Below are 18,974 nucleotides of genomic sequence, written 5' to 3'. Positions count from 1 at the left end.
ACCCGGGGCTGACGGAGAGGACCCGGAATGGACCGTGCCGCCGTGTTCGACGTCGACGGTACCCTCGTCGACACCAATCACCTGCACGTCGCGACCTGGTGGGAGGCGTTCCGGCAGGCGGGCCACGAGGTGCCCATGCACGCCGTGCACCGGGCCGTCGGCCTCGGCTCCACGGACCTCGTCGCCCATCTGCTCGGCGACGACCGCGACCGGGACCAGGACGCCGCGCTGAGCGCCGCGCACACGGCGCTGTACGGCCAGTACTTCGACCGGCTCCCCGCCCTGCCGGGGGCCGGCGAGCTGTTGCGGCGGCTGCACGGGGACGGCTGGACGGTGGTCCTTGCCACCTCGGCGAGCGGTGCCGAGCTCGGTGCGCTGCGCCGGGCGATCGACGCGGACGACGCCATCGCGGCCACGGCGAGCGCGGACGACGTGCGGGAGGGCAAGCCGGCCCCGGAGCCCGTGGAGCACGCGCTGGAGCTGGCCGGGGTGCCGGCCTCGCGGGCGGTGTTCGTCGGGGACACCGTGTGGGACATGCGGGCGGGCAGCAAGGCCGGCGTGCGCTGTCTGGGCGTGCTGTGCGGCGGGATCCCCCGGGCCGACCTGGAGGAGGCGGGGGCGGAGGCGGTGTACGCGGACCCCGCGGACCTGCTGGCGCGGCTGGCCGGGAGCCCGCTGGGCTGAGGGGTTCCGGTGGTGACGCACGTCACGCGGGGGGCTGGAACACCTGGGTGTGGTTGCCCGTTGAACAAGCCGTGGGTGCGGATGGGACAGTGTCCCCGGGCCTCACCTTTTGCCCACAGGGACGATCGTTCGGCTGAAGCCCTGTGGAGCGTCTCGCCGAGAGGCGACCGCCATCCGCCCCCACCACCTGACCGCCCCGGTCGTGATTCCCCCGTCACGGCCGGGGCTTCCCCGTGCCGCCCCCGTGCCGCGTGTGCGGACGCGGCGCCCGGGTACCCGGCCGCTCGTCGCAGCCTCCACCGTGCCGACGTAAGGAGCCGAAGGTGAGCAGCTCAGCGGGCAGCAGGGTCGTCGTGACAGGCGCCACCGGCAACGTCGGGACGAGTGTGGTGCGCCTGCTCTCCGAGGACCCGGACATCAAGTCCGTGCGCGGGCTGGCCCGGCGGACGCCCGAGTGGTCGCCGCCGAAGACCGAGTGGTCCGCCGTCGACCTCGCCGGGGACCGGGCGAACCTCGCCGAGCGGTTCGAGGGTGCCGACGCCGTGATCCATCTGGCCTGGGCCTTCCAGCCGACGCATGATCCGGCCACCACCTGGCGGACCAATGTGCTCGGAGGCATCCGGGTGTTCGAGGCGGTCGTCGCGGCCCGGGTACCGGTGCTGGTGCACGCCTCCTCCGTCGGGGCGTACTCGCCGGGGCCGAAGGACCGCCCGGTGGACGAGTCCTGGCCCACGCACGGCTGGCCGGACGCCGCGTACTGCCGGGAGAAGGCCTACCTGGAGCGCACGCTGGACGTGTTCGAGCGCGACCACCCCGAGGTGCGGGTGGTCCGGATGCGGCCGGCGTTCCTGTTCAAGTGGGAGTCCGCGAGCGAACAGCGGCGGATCTTCGGCGGGCGGTTCCTGCCCGGTCCGCTGGCCCGGCCGGACCTGCTGCCGTTCCTGCCGGACATCCCCGGCCTGCGGGTGCAGGCGCTGCACACGGACGACGCCGCCGAGGCCTACCGGCTCGCGGTGCGCTCGGACAGCGCCCGGGGCGCCTTCAACCTGGCCGCCGATCCCGCGCTGGACGCCGGTGTGCTCGCCGAGCTGCTCGGCTCCCGGCCGGTCCGGCTGCCGCGTACGGCGGCCCGCTCGGCCATCGCCGCCGCCTGGGGGCTGCACCTGCTGCCCGCCTCGCCGCACCTGTTCGACGCCGTGCTGCGGCTGCCGCTGATGGACTGCGCGCGGGCGCGCGCCGAGCTGGGCTGGGAGCCCCGGCACACGGCGACCGAGGTGATCCAGGAGTTCCTGGACGGCCTGCGCAAGGGCGGTGGGCTGGAGACCGAGCCGATGCGCGGGCGGAAGGTCGGCTGAGCGCGCCCGGAGCACCGAACGAGCCGACGAGGAGCGGAGAAGACCATGACGGTGCGCAAACCTGGCTCCGGGTCCGGAGCCGAGCAACGGCCGGTGCCCCGGGACATGCCCGACCAGCAGGCCCGGCCCGCCGAGGATCCGTGGGACGTGTCCCCGCGGCACGCCGCCGGCAAGGAGGCGGACGAGGACGTCGCACCGGACACGGACGAGGCCGGCACCGGCCCCCGGGGCGCCCCGCAGCCGGGCACGGTACACCCGGAACACCCGGCCCCGGACGAACCGACGGCCTGACCCCGCGGCCGTGGGCCGGAGCGCGGGGCCGGGCGCCTCGCTCCCCCGGTCCAGCCCGCCCCAGCCCCTCAGTGCGGGGCGCGTTCCTGGAGCGCTGTGCGCCAGGCGGGCAGGCGGTCCTCGGCGGCCGGTTCCGGGCGGCGCCCGCCGCTGGCGAAGAAGTCGGCGAGCGGCAGGATCGCGGCGCCGACGGTGACCGCGTCCGGGCCCAGCCGGCCGAGGTCGATCGTCACCTTGTCGGCCGGGTGCCGCAGGGCGTACGTGGCCGCGTGCCGGCGTACGGCGGGCAGGAACCGCGTGCCGAGCTGGAGCCCGGCCCAGCCGCCGATGAGGATCCGCTCGGGCTGGAAGAGGTTGATCAGATCGGACAGGCCGGCACCCAGGTACTCGGCGGTCTCCTCCAGGACGGCCAGCGCGACCGGGTCGGCCGTACCGCCCTCGGACGGGTACGCGGCGGCGAGCATCGCGGTGAGCGCGGTCTCCTCGTCGGTGTCCTCGGGCGGCCGGCCGCCCTCCTCGCGCCAGCGGGCGAGCAGCGACTCGGCGCCCGCGTACGCCTCCAGGCAGCCGGGCGCGCCGCAGCGGCAGCGGCGCCCGCGCACCCGTACCGTCAGATGGCCCCACTCCACGGCCCGCCCGTGCTCCACCTCGGGGGTGACCAGGCAGGCGCCGACGCCGGAGCCGAAGAGCACGACGACGGCGTTGCGGGCGCCGCGCCCGGCGCCGAACCACATCTCGGCCTGGCCGAGCGTCTTGGCGCCGTTGTCGATGAGGTACGGCACTCCGTCGGGGAGCTGGGAGGCCGAGCGGAGCAGTTGCTCCAGCGGGACCGCGTCCCAGCCGATGGTCTGCCCATGCACGACGGCACCCCGGTCCGCGGTGCGCTCGACGATGCCGGGGACGCCGACGCCGACGCCGAGCAGCCGGTCGGGGGCGGCCTGTTCGGCGGTGAGGACCTCGGCGACGCCGTCGCGGATATGGCCGGCGATGACGTCGACGTCGTAGCCCTGCGGGGTCAGCGGGCGTTCGGCGCGGGCCAGTTCCGTGAGGGCCAGGTCGAACAGCTCGACCCGGACGCGGGTCTCGCCCACGTCCACGCCGATCATCTGGCCGCTGTGCGGGGCGACGCGCAGCAGCGTGCGCGGCCGGCCGCCGTCGGAGTCGACGCTGCCGGCCTCCTCGACCAGTCCGTCGGCGATCAGGTCCGCGACCACGTTGCTGACCGAGCCGGAGCTGAGTCCGGTGGCCGGGCCCAGCTCGAACCGGCTGAGCGGGCCGTCGAAGTACAGCCGCTGGAGCACCGCCGTCCGGTTGCCTCGTCTCAGGTCGCGTACCGTGCGCCCGTTGCGCGCCGCCATGTGGCTCCCTTCACGAACCCTGCCCGACCTGCAACATACCCCTTCGGACAGCCGGGGCGCGACATTCCCCCAACCCTTAGTTCACGCTATGAGCTAAGGCGAAGACATGTGATCTCGTCCAGCGCGGCGACGAGGTCCGGCGCGACGGTCCGCCGGGTCCACCGCCGCCGCTCCGCGTCGACCGCCCGGGGAACCGTCTCGACCAGCATGATCAGGTAGAGGTAGGCGCGGTAGAGCGCGAGCCGCAGCCGCGCCGAGCGGTCGAAGCGGACGCGGCCCCCGGCGTCCCGGTAACCGGCGAGGAAGTCCTGGTCCTTCTCGATGTCGTCCAGCAGGGCGAGGGAGACGAAGTCGGCCACCGGGTCGCCCCAGAACATGCGCTCGCCGTCGACGAGTCCGCCGACGCGGGGTCCGTGCGGTGGACCAGGATGTTGCCCGGCCACAGATCGAAGTGGACGGCGCGCGGGACGGTGACCTCCTCCAGTACCTCGTGGCCGGAGCGGAGGGTACGGACCACCTCGTCCCCGGGGCACGGCAGGTCGGCCGCGTAGTCGCGGGCGTCGGCCGGCACGGCGTCGGTCATCGCGGTGAACGCCGTCCGCCAGTCCGGGGCGAGCGGGCCGAGCGCACCGGACGGATAGCCGAAGCCGGGGCCCGTCACCCGGTGCAGCCGGGCCACGTGGCCGCCCAGCTCCCGGCGCAGGGCGGCCTGTTCGACGGCGGTGAGGAAGTCGTCCCAGGAGATGCCCGGGCAGTGGGTCTGGAGAGTGTGCCGTGCGGCGGGGCCGCCGTCGGTGCGCACGGTGCGCGGTGCGGGGACACCGGCCTCGGCGGCGGCGCGGCAGAACTCCTCCTCCGAGCGCAGCAGCCGGGACTCGCAGCGCAGGCCCGGCGGGTCCGGCGCGGTCTTCAGCACAGAGCGGCGGCCGTCGGTGAGCCGTAGTTCCTCGACGGTGTTGTAGGTGCCGCCGCCGAGCGGGCGCACCCCGCCCGGCCGGGCGGGCGGCAGGCCCGCCGCGGCCAGGACCCGCCGGGCCCGCTCCTCCGTGTCCCGCGCCCCGCGCCCCTCCCCCGGCGGCTCAGCCCGCCGCGTACACGTCCTCCACGTAACGCCCGTCCGCCACCAGCGTGTCGAGCCACCGTTCGGCCGCGGCCTCGTCGGCGCCGGGGGTCCGTTCGCGGTACAGGGTACGGAAGGCGGCGCGGACGCCGGGAGCCATCCGGGCGCCGTCGCCACAGACGTACACCCGGGCACCGGCGCCCAGCAGCTCCCAGACCTCGCCGGCCTCGGCGGCGATGCGGTGCTGGACGAAGGCGGCACCGTTCTCGGGCGCGGCGCTGAAGGCCGGCCGCAGCGAGACCGCGCCGGCCCGCTCGGCGGCCCGCAGCTCCTCGGCGTGCAGGTAGTCGGCGTCCGGGGCGTCGCAGCCGAAGTAGAGCAGTCCCGCGGGGAGCCGGGCGCCGGTCCGGCGGGCGGCCAGGCGGTCGGCGACGGCACCCCGGAACGGGGCGAGTCCGGTGCCGGCGGCGACCATCACGACCGGTGCCCCGTGGTCGATCCGGAACGCCTCGCGGCAGGGCTGGACACGGGCGTACACGGTGTCACCGGGCCGCAGGGAGGCGAGGTGGCCGGAGCCGGTGCCCCGGTGGCGGCCTTTGCCCGAGCGCGCGGGGGCGTCGAGCACGGACACCATGAGGTCGGCGTGGCGGGGGTCGGCCGCCGGTGCGGAGGAGATGGAGTAGTGGCGGGGGCGCAGCGGGGTCAGCAGGTCGAGCAGGCGCGGCCAGTCCAGGGCACCGCGCAGGGCGGGGTGGTCCTCGGCCAGTTCCACCAGGGTGCGCGGGTCGTCGCCGGGCAGGGCGGCGAGGGCGGCGCGCTCGGGCGGGCAGGGGTTGGCCTCGGCGAGGAGGGCCGACTGGCGGCTGGTCGGCCGCTGCTGCAACTCGACGTGGCGGGTGAGCAGTTGGCGTACCGTCAATGGCCGGTCGACGCCGAGGGCTCCCCCACGCTCGGCTTCGCTCGCGCGGGAACGGGTCGCCCGGATGTCCAGGACGGCGTCGGCGTCGAGGCCGAAGGCGGCGACGGCACGGTCCACCAGCTCGGGAGCGTTGGCCGGCAGCACGGTCAGGTGGTCGGCGGTGCGGTAGGTGACGCCCTCGGGCAGGGCGACGCGCAGGAACCGCTTGGTGCGCGGATGGCCGGGTGCGGTGAGGTCACGGGCCTCGGTGACCGTCATGGGGACCAGCCCGTGCCGCTCGGCGAGGGCGTCCAGCGGCCCGCCGGACAGGGTGCGGACCGCGTAGGCGTGGGCGGGCTCGTCGGTGGTGTCGTGGCCGGCGTCCGGGTCGCCGTACGCGCTCAGCAGCGCGGAGCGCACGCGGGCGGTGAACTCCCGTACGGCACCGGTGAGATCCCCGGAGGCGTCGGCGGCGGCGCGCTCGGTGAGCCGGGTGGCGCCGAGTTCGGCGAGGCGGGCGTCGATCCGGGTGGGGACCTGCTGGTAGGTGGCGGCCCAGTTGCGGTCGCCGACGCCGAGGACGGCGTAGGTCACTCCGGTCAGGTCGGGGGTGCCGTCGAGCCAGGCGGTGAAGGCGACGGCGTCGTCGGTGGGGCGGCCGTTGTAGGAGGCGGCGGCGATGACGACGGGCCGGTCGGTGGGCAGGCCGTCCGCGTAGGCGTCCAGGGCGGCGACCTCGGTGGCGCAGCCTACGGCGGCGGCCTCGTCGGCGAGCCGGGCGGCGAAGTCCCGGCAGGTGCCGTAGTTGCTGCCGTGCAGGAAGAGGGCGCGGGTGCCGGGGCGGACCCGGGCCGGGAGGGCGTCCGGGGCGGGGGTGCCGGCGGCGGGCGCGGTGGCGGTGCCGGGCAGGGGCGCGTGCACGCGGTCGGCGGGGGTGCGCGGGGTGAGCGTGAGGGTGAAGCCCTCGGGCTTGAGGGTAAGGGTCTCCTTCACGGTGAGCCGGTAGCCGGCGTGGTCGTGCAGCCGGTAGCGGTGGACCAGCAGGGCGAGCAGCATGGTCGCCTCGTGCAGCGCGAACTGCCGTCCGATGCAGGCGCGTTCACCGGTGCCGAACGGCTTGAAAGCGTGCACCGGACGCGCCGCCTCGGCCTCGGGGGTGAACCGCTCCGGGTCGAACAGCTCGGGGTTGTCGCCCCACACGGGCTGGCGGTGCAGCATCGGCGCGAGCACGGTGACGGCCTGGCCGGCGCGCAGCGGGATCCGGCCGCCGAGCAGGGTGTCCTCGCGGGCGTGCCGGCTGAACGCGGCGGCCGTCGGCCACAGCCGCAGCGCCTCGTTCAGGACCTGGCGGGTGTAGGTGAGCCGGCCGATGTCCTCGTACGACGGCTCGGGGTCGGCCGTGTCGCCCCACAGCGCGTCGGCCTCGCGCTGCACGAGCCGCAGTACGGCCGGGTGCTTGGCCAGGTAGTGGAGGGCGAAGGACATCGCGCCGGAGGTGGTCTCGTGGCCGGCGATCAGGAAGGTGATGACCTGGTTGCGGATGTTGGCCGCGTCCAGGGTGGTGCCGTCGGCGGGGTGCGGGGCGCTGAGCATCAGGCCGAGCAGGTCCTCGGCGCCGCTCTGGTCGGTGCCGGTGCGGGCGGCGATGACGTCGTCCACGACCCGGGCGAGGTGGTCGGCGTCCTTCCGGAAGGCCGCGTCGGCCGCCGAGTGGTCGGTGCCGGGGGTGCGGGCCAGCCGGGCCATGCTCCACTCCAGGCAGCGGACCATCGACTCCACGAAGGGGTGCGGCTCGGCGCGCTCGAACGACCCGAAGTCGTAGCCGAACCCGGCGAGCCCGATGGTGTCGAGGGTCATCCGGGTCATGTCGTCGGGCACGTCGACGGGCCGGCCGGCCCGCGCCGCACGGTCCCAGGCGTCGATGAGCCGCCGGGCCACCTTCAGCATCACCGGGTGGTAGGTGCGCATCGAGCCCAGCGCGAAGGCGGGCATCAGGATGTCGTGCGCCTTCGCCCAGTTGGGCTCGTCGTTGTACGCCGTGAACAGGCCGTCGGCGGCGAACTCCCGCACGTTCCTCAGGGCAGGCCCGACGTGCTTGGCGAACCGCTCCTCGTCGGCCAGGTCGGCGACCAGGTCCGCGTCGGCGACGAACATCACGTCCCGCCCGTGCAGCCGCCGCACCAGCACCGGGCCGTGCTCCCGCATCAGCTCCATGGTCTGCTGGATGGGCGTGCGGCCGGGGCCGGAGGCGGTGATGTCGACGACGGGGACGCCGGTCAGGGTTCCGGCCGGTTCGGGGCGCAGTGCGGTGGGGGGCATGGCGCGGCAACTGCCTTTCGCGGTAACGGATGTCCTGCGTCCAGGGTGGGCGACGGACGGAGGGCGCCGGGGCCATGGCACTACACGATCGTGCAGTGGAAAGTGCCCGCCGGGACTTGCGCGCGCCGGGCCCGCCGCGGCCGGGGGCCGGGGCCCCTCCGCCAAGTTGCCGCTGACCTGGCCCTTCCCCTTGGATGAGGTGCCATGGAAGCGGAACGGGCCGACGCGGTGGTGTGGCGCAACCGTGCGCTGGTGCTGTTCGACCGGGTGGCGGTACCGGTGGCCGTGTGCGATGTGTACGGCCAGGTCGTCCTGGCGAACCCCGCCATGGCGGCGGAGTGCGGTACGACCCCTGGGCGGCTGCGCGGCCGGCATGTGCTGGAGCTGTTCCGGCCGCAGGAGGCCGGCCAGGTGGAGCGGATCGCCGAGGCGCTGCGCCTGCGGCACCGCTCCCGCTACCAGGTGTCGGTGTGCTGGCGGGCGCCCGGCGGGGACGAGCGGCACGGGGAGCTGACGGCGGACCCGGTGAGCGACAGCGTGGAGGAGACACCGGCGCTGCTGGTGATGCTGCGGGTCCTGGGCGAGCGCCCGGCACCGGAACCGGAGCCGGTACGGGTCACGGACACGGAGCGACGGGTCCTGGCCCTGCTGGCGGGCGGCGCCACGACGGCCCGCGCCGCCCGCGAACTGGGCCTCACCAGGGACGGCGTCACCTACCACCTGCGCCGCCTGTCGGCACGCTGGAACGCGACGAACCGCACGGAACTCGTCGCCCGGGCCTACGCGATGGGGGTACTGGCCACGGGGGTGTGGCCACCGGAACCGGGGCGGGCGACGGGACCGGGAACGGGGAGCGAGTAGCGGGCGGGTAGGGCGGGGGCACGCCGCCGGGGCCAGGGCTGGGGTGCGCCACCGGGGCCGGGGGCCGGGGCCGGGGGCCGGGGCCGGGGGCCGGGGCCGGGGCCGGGGTGCGCCGCCGAGACCGGGGCACGCCGCCGAGGCCGGAGCACGCCGCCGAGGCCGGAGCACGCCGCCGAGGCCGGGGGCCGGCCCGGCGGGCAGGCCGGGTCGTCGGGGGGATGCCGACCGTGGCCGAGGGCCTGCCCGGCGGGGCGGTCGAGTCCAGCCGTGGCCGAGGGCCTGCCCGGCGGGGCGGTCGAGTCCAGCCGTGGCCGAGGGCCTGCCCGGCGGGGCGGTCGAGTCCAGCCGTGGCCGAGGGCCTGCCCGGCGGGGCGGTCGAGTCCGGCCGTGGCCGAGGGCCTGCCCGGCGGGGCGGTCGGGTCGTCGGGGGGATGCCGACCGTGAGTGGAGCGGGGGTGCTCGGGCGGGGCGGGTCGTGGGGAGGCACGAGGCACGTCGGGGAGCACGCCCGCCGTAGCCGGGGCAGGCCCAAGTCGTCGGTGGCGTTGCGGGGGGGGCTGGCCAAGCGGCGGCAGCTCTTGGTGGCGGCACCCGCCGAAGCCCGGTGGCGGCATCCGCGGCGGCCATGGTCCGACCTTCCGGGAGCCTCAGCCGTCGCGCTCCGGCGGGGTCTGTACGGCGGCGGCGCACGGGGGAGCCAGGGCCGCGGGACCCCCGGGACCGGCCGCGGTGTCCGTGGGAGGCGGGACGGCCGGCGGCGGGGGGAGCCTCGCCGTTCCCGCGCCCTCGGGGGATCCGAAGCGGGCCAGGGTGTGCCAGACCATCTTGAGGGCCTGGAGGTCGTACCGGGCGCCGCGGGCCGCGTCGCCGATGACGCGGGGGGTGATGAGGCCGCGCTCGGCGATGCGGGCGCCCAGGTCGGCGTACCGCGGGCCGCGGTAGTCGGCGTGCCGGCGCAGTGCGGTGACGGTGAGGCGGTAGCCGGGGTGCCAGACGAGCGGGAAGGGCAGGCGCCGGGCGGCCGTCTCCACCGGTGTGCCCCGGTAGCTCGCGTCCAGTACCAGCGCCTCCACGTCCCGGTCGAGCAGCACACCCCCGTGCACATGGGCCTCGATGTAGTCGTTGAGGGCGTCCTGCTCGTCGGCCTCGGCGAGGGCGATCAGCGGCATGGCGCCGGCCACGCCGAAGTCGCCGGGCTCGGTCGAGCTGTCCGGGTAGCAGAAGGTGGCCCTGGCCAGGGCCGCTCCGGAGAGCCTGAGGTGCGAGGAGCCGAAGCGGGGGGCCGCGCCGACCACCTGGCGCCGGAAGTCCAGCGCGCCGTACACCGGACGCTCGGCCGGGTCGGCGTCGTCGTAGGCGCCGCCGAAGATCCGGCTCTCCCAGCGCGTCCGGTCGCCGCCCGGGTGCGCGGTGAGGCCGCCGTTGCTGGTGCCGGTGACGAACTGCGAGTGGTACGCGCCGTCCCGGGCCAGCGACTCCAGGATCGGCAGTCCGCCGGAGATCCGGTCGGGGTGGAAGTTGAGCGTGATGCGCAGACCGGGGTCGAGCGGCGGGCCGGACGCGGTGCCGGCGACATGGTCCAGCGCTCGCCGGGCACGCCGCGGCAGCCCGGACAGCCCTCGCCGGAAATCCATTGGCTAACCCCCATGTGGCTAAATAGGATAGTCGCGAACCTAGAGTCTCTAGGTTCGTTTGTGTGACTGGTAATCCGGAAGGATCCCCCCATGAGATCGCTCACCGAGCAGGACATCCGCAACTCGTTTATCAACTGCTCCAAGGGCGAGGCCAAGCGCCTGGCCGTCCCGCGCGATCTCGGTGACCGCCCCTGGGACGATCTGGACTTCCTCGGCTGGCGCGATCCGGGCGCTCCCGACCGCAGCTGTCTGGTCATGGAGCGGGACGACCGGCTCGTCGGCGTGGCCCTGCGTTTCCCGCCCGCGCAGCGCGGCTTCCTGCACCGGAGCATGTGTTCGCTGTGTCTGACCACGCATCCCGGCGGCGGGGTGTCGCTGATGACCGCGCGGAAGGCGGGGGCGGCCGGCCGGGAGGGCAACTCGGTCGGGCTGTACATGTGCACCGACCTGGCCTGTTCGCTGTACGTGCGCGGCAGGAAGGTCCCCGAGTCCGGCGCCCGGTTCGAGGAGAGCCTGACACTGGAGGAGCAGATCGCGCGCACGACGGGCAATCTGGCCGCCTTCGTCGACAAGCTGTATGCGTAGGCATCTGGCGTAAACCAGGCGGAACCGGTCCGCGAACGGCTACGTTCGACGCACCCGATGAGCGGGAACAGGCCAAGGGATGCGCGAACGAAAGTTGACCACGGGACTACTGCGTCTGGCGAAGCGCCGCCGGGAGCCGGTGGTCGTCCAGACTCTGCGGTCGGCCACGGCCGCGACCATCGCCTACGTCATCGCCCTCCGGCTGAGCCCCGAGCCGGCCCCGCTCACCGCGCCGCTGACCGCGCTGCTGGTCGTCCAGGTGACCTTCTACGCCACGCTCACCAACGGCATCCGCCGGGTGAACTCGGTGGTCGCGGGCGTCCTGGTCGCCATCGCCTTCAGCGTGCTGGTGGGCCTGACCTGGTGGAGCCTCGCCCTGCTGATCGTCGCCGCGCTGGCCGTGGGACACCTGGTCCGCGTCGACGAGTACGTCGCCGAGGTGGCGATCAGCGCCATGCTGGTGCTCGGGGTCACCACGGTCGGGTTCACCGCCTGGGCGCGGATCGTCGAGACGCTGATCGGCGCGGTCGTCGGCACCGCCTGCAACCTGCTGCTGCCACCCCCGGTGTGGGTGGACGAGGCCGGCCGGTCCATCGAGGACCTGGCCCGGCGGGTGCGCCAGCTGATGCTGCGGATGGGCGAGGAGGCCGGGGGCCGGATCCCCTGGGAGCGGGCGGCCGAGCGGCTGCACGAGGCGCGCCGGCTGGACCACGACATCGTGCAGGTGGACGCGGCACTGCGGCAGGCGGAGGACAGTCTGCGGCTCAATCCCCGGGTGAAGGAGGGACTGCTGCACCGGGTGGTGCTGCGCACGGGTCTGGACACGCTGGAGATCTGCACGGTGGTGCTGCGGGTGCTGGCCCGCTCGTTCACGGACCTGGCGAAGGCCCGTGGGCCAAAGGAGCTCTTCCCGCCCCGGGTGGGGGCGACCGTGGAGCAACTGCTGTCGGAGATCGCCGACGCGGTGGTCAGCTTCGCGGTGCTGGTGACGACCCATCTGAGCGAGAACGCGGAGTCGGCGGAGGCACGGCTGTCGGCCGAGCTGCACACGGCGGCCGGCACCCGGGACCGGCTGGCCGAGCTGCTCCAGGAGGAGATCCGCAAGGACTGGGCGCACTGGCAGCTGCTCGGGGCGGTCCTGACCGAGACGACCAGGATCATCGACGAGCTGAACACCGAGCATCGCACCCGCCGCCTGCTGGAGGAGCTGGACCGGGTCTCGCGCGGGCAGCGGGCCAAGCTGCCCCGGCTCGCCTTGCTGCGCGACCGCCTCGGGGTCCAGGAGGAGCTGTGGCGGAACCACGTGGGGTTCGGCGAGCGTTATCGGTGAGGAAGCCGCCGGGGCGGTCCGCGCCGCGGGGGGAGGGGCGTACGGATGAGCGCTTCCGGCACCGCAGGAGACGGAACCTACGGACGGCCGCTGACGGCACCGGGAGGGGAAGGGCGTACCGGTGGCCGGTGACGGAGTCCGGATCGACGGGAACACGCCGCGGTTGCCCGGCGGGGTGGCGGTGCGGTTCGTCCGCACGCTGCGCCTGCCGGAGAGCATACGCATCCGCTGCCGCCGGGGCTGGGCGAGTTCCCGGTGCGGCGGGTGGCCGACCACGCCGACCGGGTGGCCGCGTGGATGCGGGCGCGCGGCGGCGTCATGCTGCCGGTGTATCTGCGCGAGGCGATGTGGCTGAGCTTCGCCGCGTCGGAGCCGGCCGCGCTCCAGGTCGGTGTGGGCAAGGTGTGCGCGGTGTCCGGCGAGCCCTGGCGCGACCGGCTGTCCCGGCGTCCGCAGAACTATGTGGTGCTGCCCCGCCAGCCCTGGCTGGACGGCATCAACTCCGGCAGGGGCACGGGTCCGCCAGTTCGTGGCCGTACCGCTGGGGCTGGGCGCGACCGTGGAGGGGCAGGTCACCGGCGAGGAGGCGTGCAGTGGCGTCCAGTTCCGGTCGTTCCCGCTGAAGGAGGACGCCCTCGCCGAGTGGCGACGCCTGGAGAATGAGCGGCAGCGGCGCCTGGCCGACGCGCGAGGCGGGTACGGCGCGGCCCTGCCCGTGGCAGCCCGGCCCCCGGCGGACCCCCCGGACCGCCGCCGTCCGCGCCCGTCGCGGCCTTCGGCGCTCCGCCCGCCCCGGCCGCCGCTCTCCCGCCGCGCGCCACGGCCATGGGGCTCGGCGTCGGCGGCTCGATGCGGCAGGAGGTGTACCGGGACGACCGGCCGCCGGGCGACTGGTCCGAGTAGCCCGCCGGGCGGGTGTTCGTGCACCTGGTCACACCCCCGGAGTGGCGCCGGATCACCGGCGAGGCACCGCCGCCGTCACCGGTGGACCGGGCGGCGTACCCCCGGGCGGGCCGGCCCTGGTACGACTCCTACGACGCGGACGCCGAGGACCTCGCCCCCACGCCCACCCTGGAGGCGGTCGAGCCGGTCGGCGAGTGGCTCGGGGACGACCTGGAGCCGTGGCGGGCGCCGTCCGCCGACCAGGTGACGCCCCTGAAGGACGCGCCGGGCAAGCCGGTGGCGGACGGCGACTGGTAGGGACCGCCGGCGGTGCCTGCCGCGCGGCTGCCGGTGCCCGGCTTGCCCTCGGCGGCCCGCGCAGGCCAAGGTGGCTGTCACGAGCGGGGGCACCGACGACCTGGGGTAGCGGTATGGACACGGAGGCAGGGACGGCGGGAGCGGGGTCTCCCCTCCCCCGGCGGGACCGGGACCCGGACCGGGAGCACGGCGGCTGGACCAGACGCCGGTTCGTCGGTGCCATGGCCGGTACGGCGGCGGTCGTCATGGTGCCGTCCCCGGCGGCACCGCCGACGGACACGCCGGCCGGGCAGGGCAAGCCGCAGGCGGCCCCGCCGCCCCGGAGGCCGTCCGGACCGCGCCCGCTGTACGTGGGCACCTACACCTCCGTCCAGGGCGGCGGCACCGGCATCGGCCTGGCGTCGTACGACCCCGAGTCGGGCCGGATCACCGGGTCCGGCACGCTCACCGGGGTCCCCGACCCGTCGTATCTCGCCGTGCACCCGGACGGCCGCACGCTGTACGCGGTGGACGAGCGGGAGGACGGCGGGGTGACGGCCGTACGCCTCGCGGACCGGCGAATCCTCGGCACCCGGAGCACCGGCGGCGCGGGCCCGTGCCATCTGTCGGTGCATCCCTCCGGGCGCTGGCTGCTCAGCGCCAACTACGGTTCGGGCAGTGTCGCCGTGCACCCGATCGACGCCTCGGGCGCGCTGGGCGAGCGCACCGCTCTGGTCACGCACAGCTCTCCGCCGCCCGGCCCCGGTCAACAGGGGCCGCACGCCCACCAGTTCCTCACGAGTCCGGACGGCGGGCACGTCCTGGCCGTGGACCTCGGCACCGACACGGTCTACACCTACCGCCTCGACCGGGCGAAGGGCACGCTCGCGGAGGCGGCGCGGGCACGGACCCGGCCCGGCGCGGGACCGCGCCATCTGACCTTCCATCCGGGCGGCCGGTACGCCTACCTGGCCAACGAGGTGGACGACACCGTGGCCGTGTGCGCGTACGAGCCGGGAAGCGGGCGCCTGACGATCGGCGAGCCGCAGTCGACGGGGTCCGGCGGCGGCACGAACTATCCGGCGCAGATCCTGGTGACGGCGAACGGCCGGTACGCGTTCCTCGCCAACCGGGGCCACAACAACCTCGCGCGGTACGCCGTCGAGGACGGCGGGGCCCGGCTGCGGCTGCTCGGCACGGTGCCGGTGGGCGGGGACTTCCCCCGGCAGATCGCGTTCTCGCCCGACGGCCGGCTGCTGTTCGCGGCGAACCAGCGCTCGGGCACGGTCACCGTCTTCCGCGTCGACGCGGACAGCGGTGAACTCCGCCCGGCCGGTGAGCCGTTCGCGTCACCCGTCGCCGTCTGCGCGCTGCCGCTGTAGCGCCCGGGGGCAGGCGGCGGCACTGGCCTGGGCCAGCAGGGCGTGCACGCGCTCGGTGAGCTGGGTGACGTCGTCGGCGGGTGTGTGGAAGGGCAGTCGTACGTCGCCGTGGGCGCGGGTGCGTTCGATGCGCAGGGTGAGTCCGTGCCGGTCGACGGCGAGCGGTGCCACCCGGGTCGCGCCGTGCAGGCTCTCGGGCCGCACCAGGCGGGTGAGCCGCTCGACGGCGTCCGGGTGGGCGTCGGCGAGGTGGGTGAGCAACCGGGCCTCGGCGCCGGTCAGGGGGTCGGGCCGGGCGGCGGTGAACTCGTCCAGGTCGACCACCACGGCCCCGGCGGGCCGGCGCAGCACCACGCGGGTGGGCCGGAAGAGGAGGGCTCCCCCGGACGGGGCGAACCAGCCGGACAGGAAGAGCCGGGCGCGGATGCGGTGGCGCACCGGTACGGGCGCCACGTCGGCGAACTCCAGCAGGGCGGAGGGTTCTTGGCGCGGGGCGCACAGCACCGCCCCGAACAGGGCGCTGTCGTCGGGCACCGTCAGCCGTACCGCGCCGTCCTCGGTCACGGTATGCGTGCCGACGTACTCCTCGCGGACGCCGTCCGCGGTCACCGCGCACGACCAGGCGGCGGCCGGCACCGAGCGTGCCTGTTCCGCCGCGCCGGGGGCGGCCGTCCAGTCCTGCGTGTCACCCATCCGAGACCTCCTTAGGTAAGCCTTGCCTAACCTATCGGAGATCGGGGCGCGCGCCAACCACACCGCCCCTACCGGACGGAGTCGTTCCGGCCCCAGTGGGGCTAGGCGAGGACGCCCAGCAGAGCGCGGGCGCACAGATCGCGCACCTGCTCCCGGCTCAACTCCCCTTCGCCGCGCAGCCATTCGAGACAGACGGCGGTGGTGAAGGCGAGCCAGCCGCGCACCGCCAGGCGCACCCGCGGGGCGGTCTCGACGGCGGGCCCGAACTCGGGGTCGGCGGCGAGCGCGGCCAGGATCTGCTCCTCCTGGGCGGCCAGCGCCCGCTGGTAGACCCGGCGCACGGCCTGGTCGCCGGCCGCGTCGGCGCGGTGGAAGGCGCGGAAGCCGTGGGCGTGCGCCTGGACGTAGCCGAGGTAGGTGTCGAGGCCGGCGGCGAGCTGCTCGCGCACCGGCACCCCGGGCTCGGCCGCCGTCATGCGCAGCATGCGCGCGCTCTCCCGCTCCACGACGGCGGCGAAGAACTCCCGCTTGGTCGGGAAGTAGTGGTACAGCAGCCCCCGCGAGACCCCGGCGATCTCGGCGACCTGCTCGATCCACACGTCGTCGTAGGGGCTCTCCGAGAACAGCTTCGCGCCGACCGACAGCAGCTGCTCACGGCGTTCCCCGGTGCTGAGTCTGCGCCGGGCGCGCTCCCCCTGGTTCGCGGGCATGGCGTCACTTTACTTGACGTCGGTTCAACAAGGGCACCACACTGGAACGCGTTATTGAACCCACGTACAACACGCGTGCGTCACTGCGTCAACCACCCGCTGGATCAAGGGAGATCGCGTCATGGCGGCGACGACGGAGACCATGGAGACCGGGCTGCCGAAGGGTTTCCGGAGCGCCGAGCAGGGCTGGCCCGAGCTGCGCCGCATCCCCCGTCCGCCGCACCGGGTGCCGCTGCTCGGCGATGTGCTCGGCGTCGACCGGCACCGGCCGTTGCAGGACTCGATGCGCTTCGCGCGCGAGCTCGGCCCGATCTTCCGCCGCCGGGCGTTCGGCAAGGAGTTCGTGTTCGTGTGGGGGGCGCGGCTGGTCGCCGACCTCGCCGACGAGTCCCGGTTCGCCAAGCACGTCGGGCTCGGCGTCGCCAATCTGCGGCCCGTGGCCGGCGACGGCCTGTTCACCGCCTACAACCACGAGCCCAACTGGCAGTTGGCGCACGACGTCCTGGCGCCCGGGTTCAGCCGGGAGGCGATGGAGGGCTACCACGGGATGATGCTGTCGGTCGCCGGCCGGCTCACCGACCACTGGGACCGCCGCCTGGCGGCCGGGCGCCCGGTGGACGTGCCGGGCGACATGACCCGGCTGACCCTGGAGACGATCGCCCGGACCGGTTTCGGGCACGACTTCGGCTCCTTCGAGCGGGACCGGCCGCACCCCTTCGTCACGGCGATGGTCGGCACGCTGGCCTACGCGCAACGGCTGAACAGCGTGCCGGGACCGCTGGCCCCGCTGCTGCTGCGCACCGCCGCCCGGCGCAACGCGGCCGACATCGCCCACCTCAACCGCACGGTCGACGGCCTGGTCGCCGCCCGGCGCCGGTCCGGTGGCGGCGAGGGGGACCTGCTGGACCGCATGCTGGCGACGGCGCACCCGCAGACCGGGGAGAAACTGTCGCCGGAGAACGTCCGCAAGCAGGTGATCACGTTCCTGGTGGCGGGCCACGAGACCACCTCCGGCGCGCTCTCCTTCGCCCTCTACCACCTCGCCCGGCACCCGGAGATCGCCGCCCGGGCCCGCGCCGAGGTCGCACAGGTCTGGGGCGACACCCCGCGGCCCGGCTACGACCAGGTCGCCAAGCTGCGCTATGTGCGCCGGGTGCTGGACGAGTCGCTGCGGCTGTGGCCGACCGCGCCCGCCTTCGCCCGCGAGGCCCGGCGGGACACCGTCCTCGCCGGGGACCACCCGATGCGCCGGGGCGCGTGGGCCCTGGTGCTGACCCCGATGCTGCACCGCGAGCCGGAGGTCTGGGGCGAGGACGCCGAACGGTTCGACCCCGACCGCTTCACCCCGGCGGCCGTCCGCACCCGGCCACCGCACACCTTCAAGCCCTTCGGCACCGGCGCGCGGGCCTGCATCGGCCGCCAGTTCGCCCTCCACGAGGCGACCCTGGTCCTCGGCCTGCTGCTGCGCCGCTACGACCTGCACGCCGAGCCGGGCTACCGGCTGAGCGTGGCCGAACGCCTGACCCTGATGCCGGAAGGGCTGCGGCTGCGACTGGAGCGCCGGCCGGCCCTCAAGGAGGTGGGCGAGGGACACCCCGCAGGGGCGCGGGGCAGTGTCCGACGTGCGGCTGACGCCGCCTGGGCGCGACCAGCCCGAGACGAAGCCGCGGACGACCGGCGGCACGACCCGGCCGGACCGGCGGAGGAGCCCCTGTCAGCGAGCCGCAGTCCAGTGCACCGGGCGACTGACTGACGCCGGCAGCCGCGTACCCGCGCTGCCCCGCGCGGCGTTCACCTGCGGCTGGGTGAGGAAGAAGGCGCCGGTGAGGTCCGCGTCGGTCAGATCGGCATCGCGCAGGTCGGCGCCGATCAGGTCCGCGCCGCGCAGGTCCGCACCGGTGAGGTCGGCGGCGATGAGATACGCACCGCGCAGGCTCACCCCGCGCAGATCGGCGCCCCTGAGGCGGGCGCCCATGAGGTCCGCGCCCCTGCGGTCCCTGCCCCGGCCCTTCCCCTTCCCTCGGCCCTTGCCGCCGACGTCGGCCCGGGCCAGCTCGCTGGTGCGCAGCAGGAGCACGTTGACCTCCTGCCGGTGCGCGGCCACGTCCAGCGCGGCCAGTTCCTCGGCGGTCCGCCGGGTCAGATGCTCGGTCTTCTCCAGCGCCCGGCGCAGCTCGGGGTGGACGGGCCGGGCGGCGGGCAGGCCCAGCGCCTCGGTCAGGTACCACAGCAGCTCGTGCAGTTGCCGTACGACCGGGAAGACGTCGAACATCCGGCGCGCGTGCTCCGTGGACCCGGTACGCCAGTCCTGCCCGTCGAAGGTGACCTGCGAGACCTTCTGGCCGGCGCCGAAGCAGTCGTAGACCGTGCAGCCGGTGAAGCCCTTCAGGCGCAGGTCGGCGTGGATGCCGCAGCGGTGGTCGCCCTGGAGGTTCGGGCACGGCTTGCCCGCGGGCTTGTCCAGCGCGAAGTCGGCGGAGCGGGCGAAGGGCAGGGCGACACAGCACAGCCCGAAGCACCGGGCGCAGTCGGCGCGCAGGGCGGAGGGGTCGGCTATCTGATCCGGCATGGGGTCCAGCCTACTGACCTGCGAGCCTGCCCCCGCACCCGTGCGCACCCACGACGACGGCCCGCG

Annotated in this window: 14 protein-coding genes and 2 pseudogenes; 9 read left to right on the top strand and 7 right to left on the bottom strand. The window is 75.1% G+C overall.

Translation table 11 applies throughout. The features are described 5' to 3' along the window. Positions 1-27: 27 nt before the first annotated feature. The 3 genes from IE294_RS18150 (at position 28) to IE294_RS18140 (ending at position 2,330) form a co-directional block, all read left to right on the top strand. Positions 28-684 (top strand): HAD family hydrolase, encoded by a 657-nt coding sequence (locus IE294_RS18150; protein WP_189887300.1) that lies wholly within the window; start codon positions 28-30, stop codon positions 682-684. 323 nt (positions 685-1,007) lie between these two features. Continuing rightward, a complete protein-coding gene (locus IE294_RS18145; RefSeq protein ID WP_189887299.1) occupies positions 1,008-2,039 on the top strand; it encodes an SDR family oxidoreductase in 1,032 nt (343 codons plus the stop codon). Between the two features lie 45 nt (positions 2,040-2,084). Next, entirely contained in the window at positions 2,085-2,330 is a 246-nt protein-coding gene (locus IE294_RS18140; RefSeq protein WP_229917205.1) for a hypothetical protein, read from the top strand. A gap of 68 nt (positions 2,331-2,398) precedes the next feature. Here IE294_RS18140 and IE294_RS18135 read toward each other — a convergent pair whose 3' ends face one another. The 3 genes and pseudogenes from IE294_RS18135 to IE294_RS18125 form a co-directional block, all read right to left on the bottom strand. Then, complete coding sequence (locus IE294_RS18135; RefSeq protein WP_189887297.1) at positions 2,399-3,688, bottom strand: ROK family transcriptional regulator; 1,290 nt, start codon at positions 3,686-3,688, stop codon at positions 2,399-2,401. Between the two features lie 86 nt (positions 3,689-3,774). Then, a pseudogene (locus IE294_RS18130) lies at positions 3,775-4,712 on the bottom strand (phosphotransferase family protein). 55 nt (positions 4,713-4,767) lie between these two features. Then, positions 4,768-7,965, bottom strand: a complete 3,198-nt coding sequence (locus IE294_RS18125) for a bifunctional cytochrome P450/NADPH--P450 reductase (protein ID WP_189887295.1) — start codon at positions 7,963-7,965, stop codon at positions 4,768-4,770. A 204-nt stretch (positions 7,966-8,169) separates the two neighbouring features. Here IE294_RS18125 and IE294_RS18120 point away from each other — a divergent pair, with 204 nt between their 5' ends. Continuing rightward, the gene (locus IE294_RS18120) at positions 8,170-8,826 is read left to right on the top strand and encodes a PAS domain-containing protein (RefSeq protein WP_189887293.1); all 657 of its coding nucleotides are present in this window, start codon (positions 8,170-8,172) and stop codon (positions 8,824-8,826) included. A 647-nt stretch (positions 8,827-9,473) separates the two neighbouring features. Here the strand turns inward: IE294_RS18120 and IE294_RS18115 are convergent. Further along, on the bottom strand, positions 9,474-10,460 hold the full coding sequence (locus tag IE294_RS18115; protein ID WP_189887291.1) for a DUF3626 domain-containing protein: 987 nt from the start codon (positions 10,458-10,460) through the stop codon (positions 9,474-9,476). 90 nt (positions 10,461-10,550) lie between these two features. Here IE294_RS18115 and IE294_RS18110 point away from each other — a divergent pair, with 90 nt between their 5' ends. The 4 genes and pseudogenes from IE294_RS18110 to IE294_RS18095 all read left to right on the top strand — a co-directional run bounded on the left by IE294_RS18110 (position 10,551) and on the right by IE294_RS18095 (position 14,936). Next, positions 10,551-11,045: an FBP domain-containing protein gene (locus IE294_RS18110; protein ID WP_189887289.1), complete on the top strand. Its 495-nt coding sequence runs from the start codon at positions 10,551-10,553 to the stop codon at positions 11,043-11,045. Positions 11,046-11,124: 79 nt separating this feature from the next. Further along, positions 11,125-12,375: an FUSC family protein gene (locus IE294_RS18105; RefSeq protein ID WP_189887287.1), complete on the top strand. Its 1,251-nt coding sequence runs from the start codon at positions 11,125-11,127 to the stop codon at positions 12,373-12,375. Positions 12,376-12,496: 121 nt separating this feature from the next. Next, positions 12,497-13,575: pseudogene (locus IE294_RS49055) on the top strand (hypothetical protein). Between the two features lie 221 nt (positions 13,576-13,796). Further along, positions 13,797-14,936, top strand: a complete 1,140-nt coding sequence (locus IE294_RS18095) for a lactonase family protein (RefSeq protein ID WP_189887451.1) — start codon at positions 13,797-13,799, stop codon at positions 14,934-14,936. Here IE294_RS18095 and IE294_RS18090 read toward each other — a convergent pair. Further along, positions 14,904-15,629, bottom strand: a complete 726-nt coding sequence (locus IE294_RS18090) for a DUF2470 domain-containing protein (protein WP_189887285.1) — start codon at positions 15,627-15,629, stop codon at positions 14,904-14,906. The genes IE294_RS18095 and IE294_RS18090 overlap by 33 nt on opposite strands. 101 nt (positions 15,630-15,730) lie before the next feature. Then, entirely contained in the window at positions 15,731-16,339 is a 609-nt protein-coding gene (locus IE294_RS18085) for a TetR/AcrR family transcriptional regulator (RefSeq protein ID WP_189887283.1), read from the bottom strand. Between the two features lie 121 nt (positions 16,340-16,460). Between IE294_RS18085 and IE294_RS18080 the strand changes: the two genes are divergently transcribed. Then, the gene (locus IE294_RS18080) at positions 16,461-18,092 is read left to right on the top strand and encodes a cytochrome P450 (protein WP_189887281.1); all 1,632 of its coding nucleotides are present in this window, start codon (positions 16,461-16,463) and stop codon (positions 18,090-18,092) included. Here IE294_RS18080 and IE294_RS18075 read toward each other — a convergent pair. After that, positions 18,054-18,908 carry a pentapeptide repeat-containing protein gene (locus tag IE294_RS18075; RefSeq protein WP_189887279.1) on the bottom strand — a complete coding sequence of 285 codons (855 nt, stop codon included), beginning with the start codon at positions 18,906-18,908 and terminating at the stop codon, positions 18,054-18,056. The genes IE294_RS18080 and IE294_RS18075 overlap by 39 nt on opposite strands. Between the last annotated feature and the right edge of the window lie 66 nt (positions 18,909-18,974).

The organism is Streptomyces canarius (assembly GCF_014650735.1).
Taxonomy (GTDB): domain Bacteria; phylum Actinomycetota; class Actinomycetes; order Streptomycetales; family Streptomycetaceae; genus Streptomyces; species Streptomyces olivaceoviridis.
The sequence above is the reverse complement of the archived record's forward strand: the minus strand, read 5'-3'. Positions and strand labels throughout refer to the sequence as shown.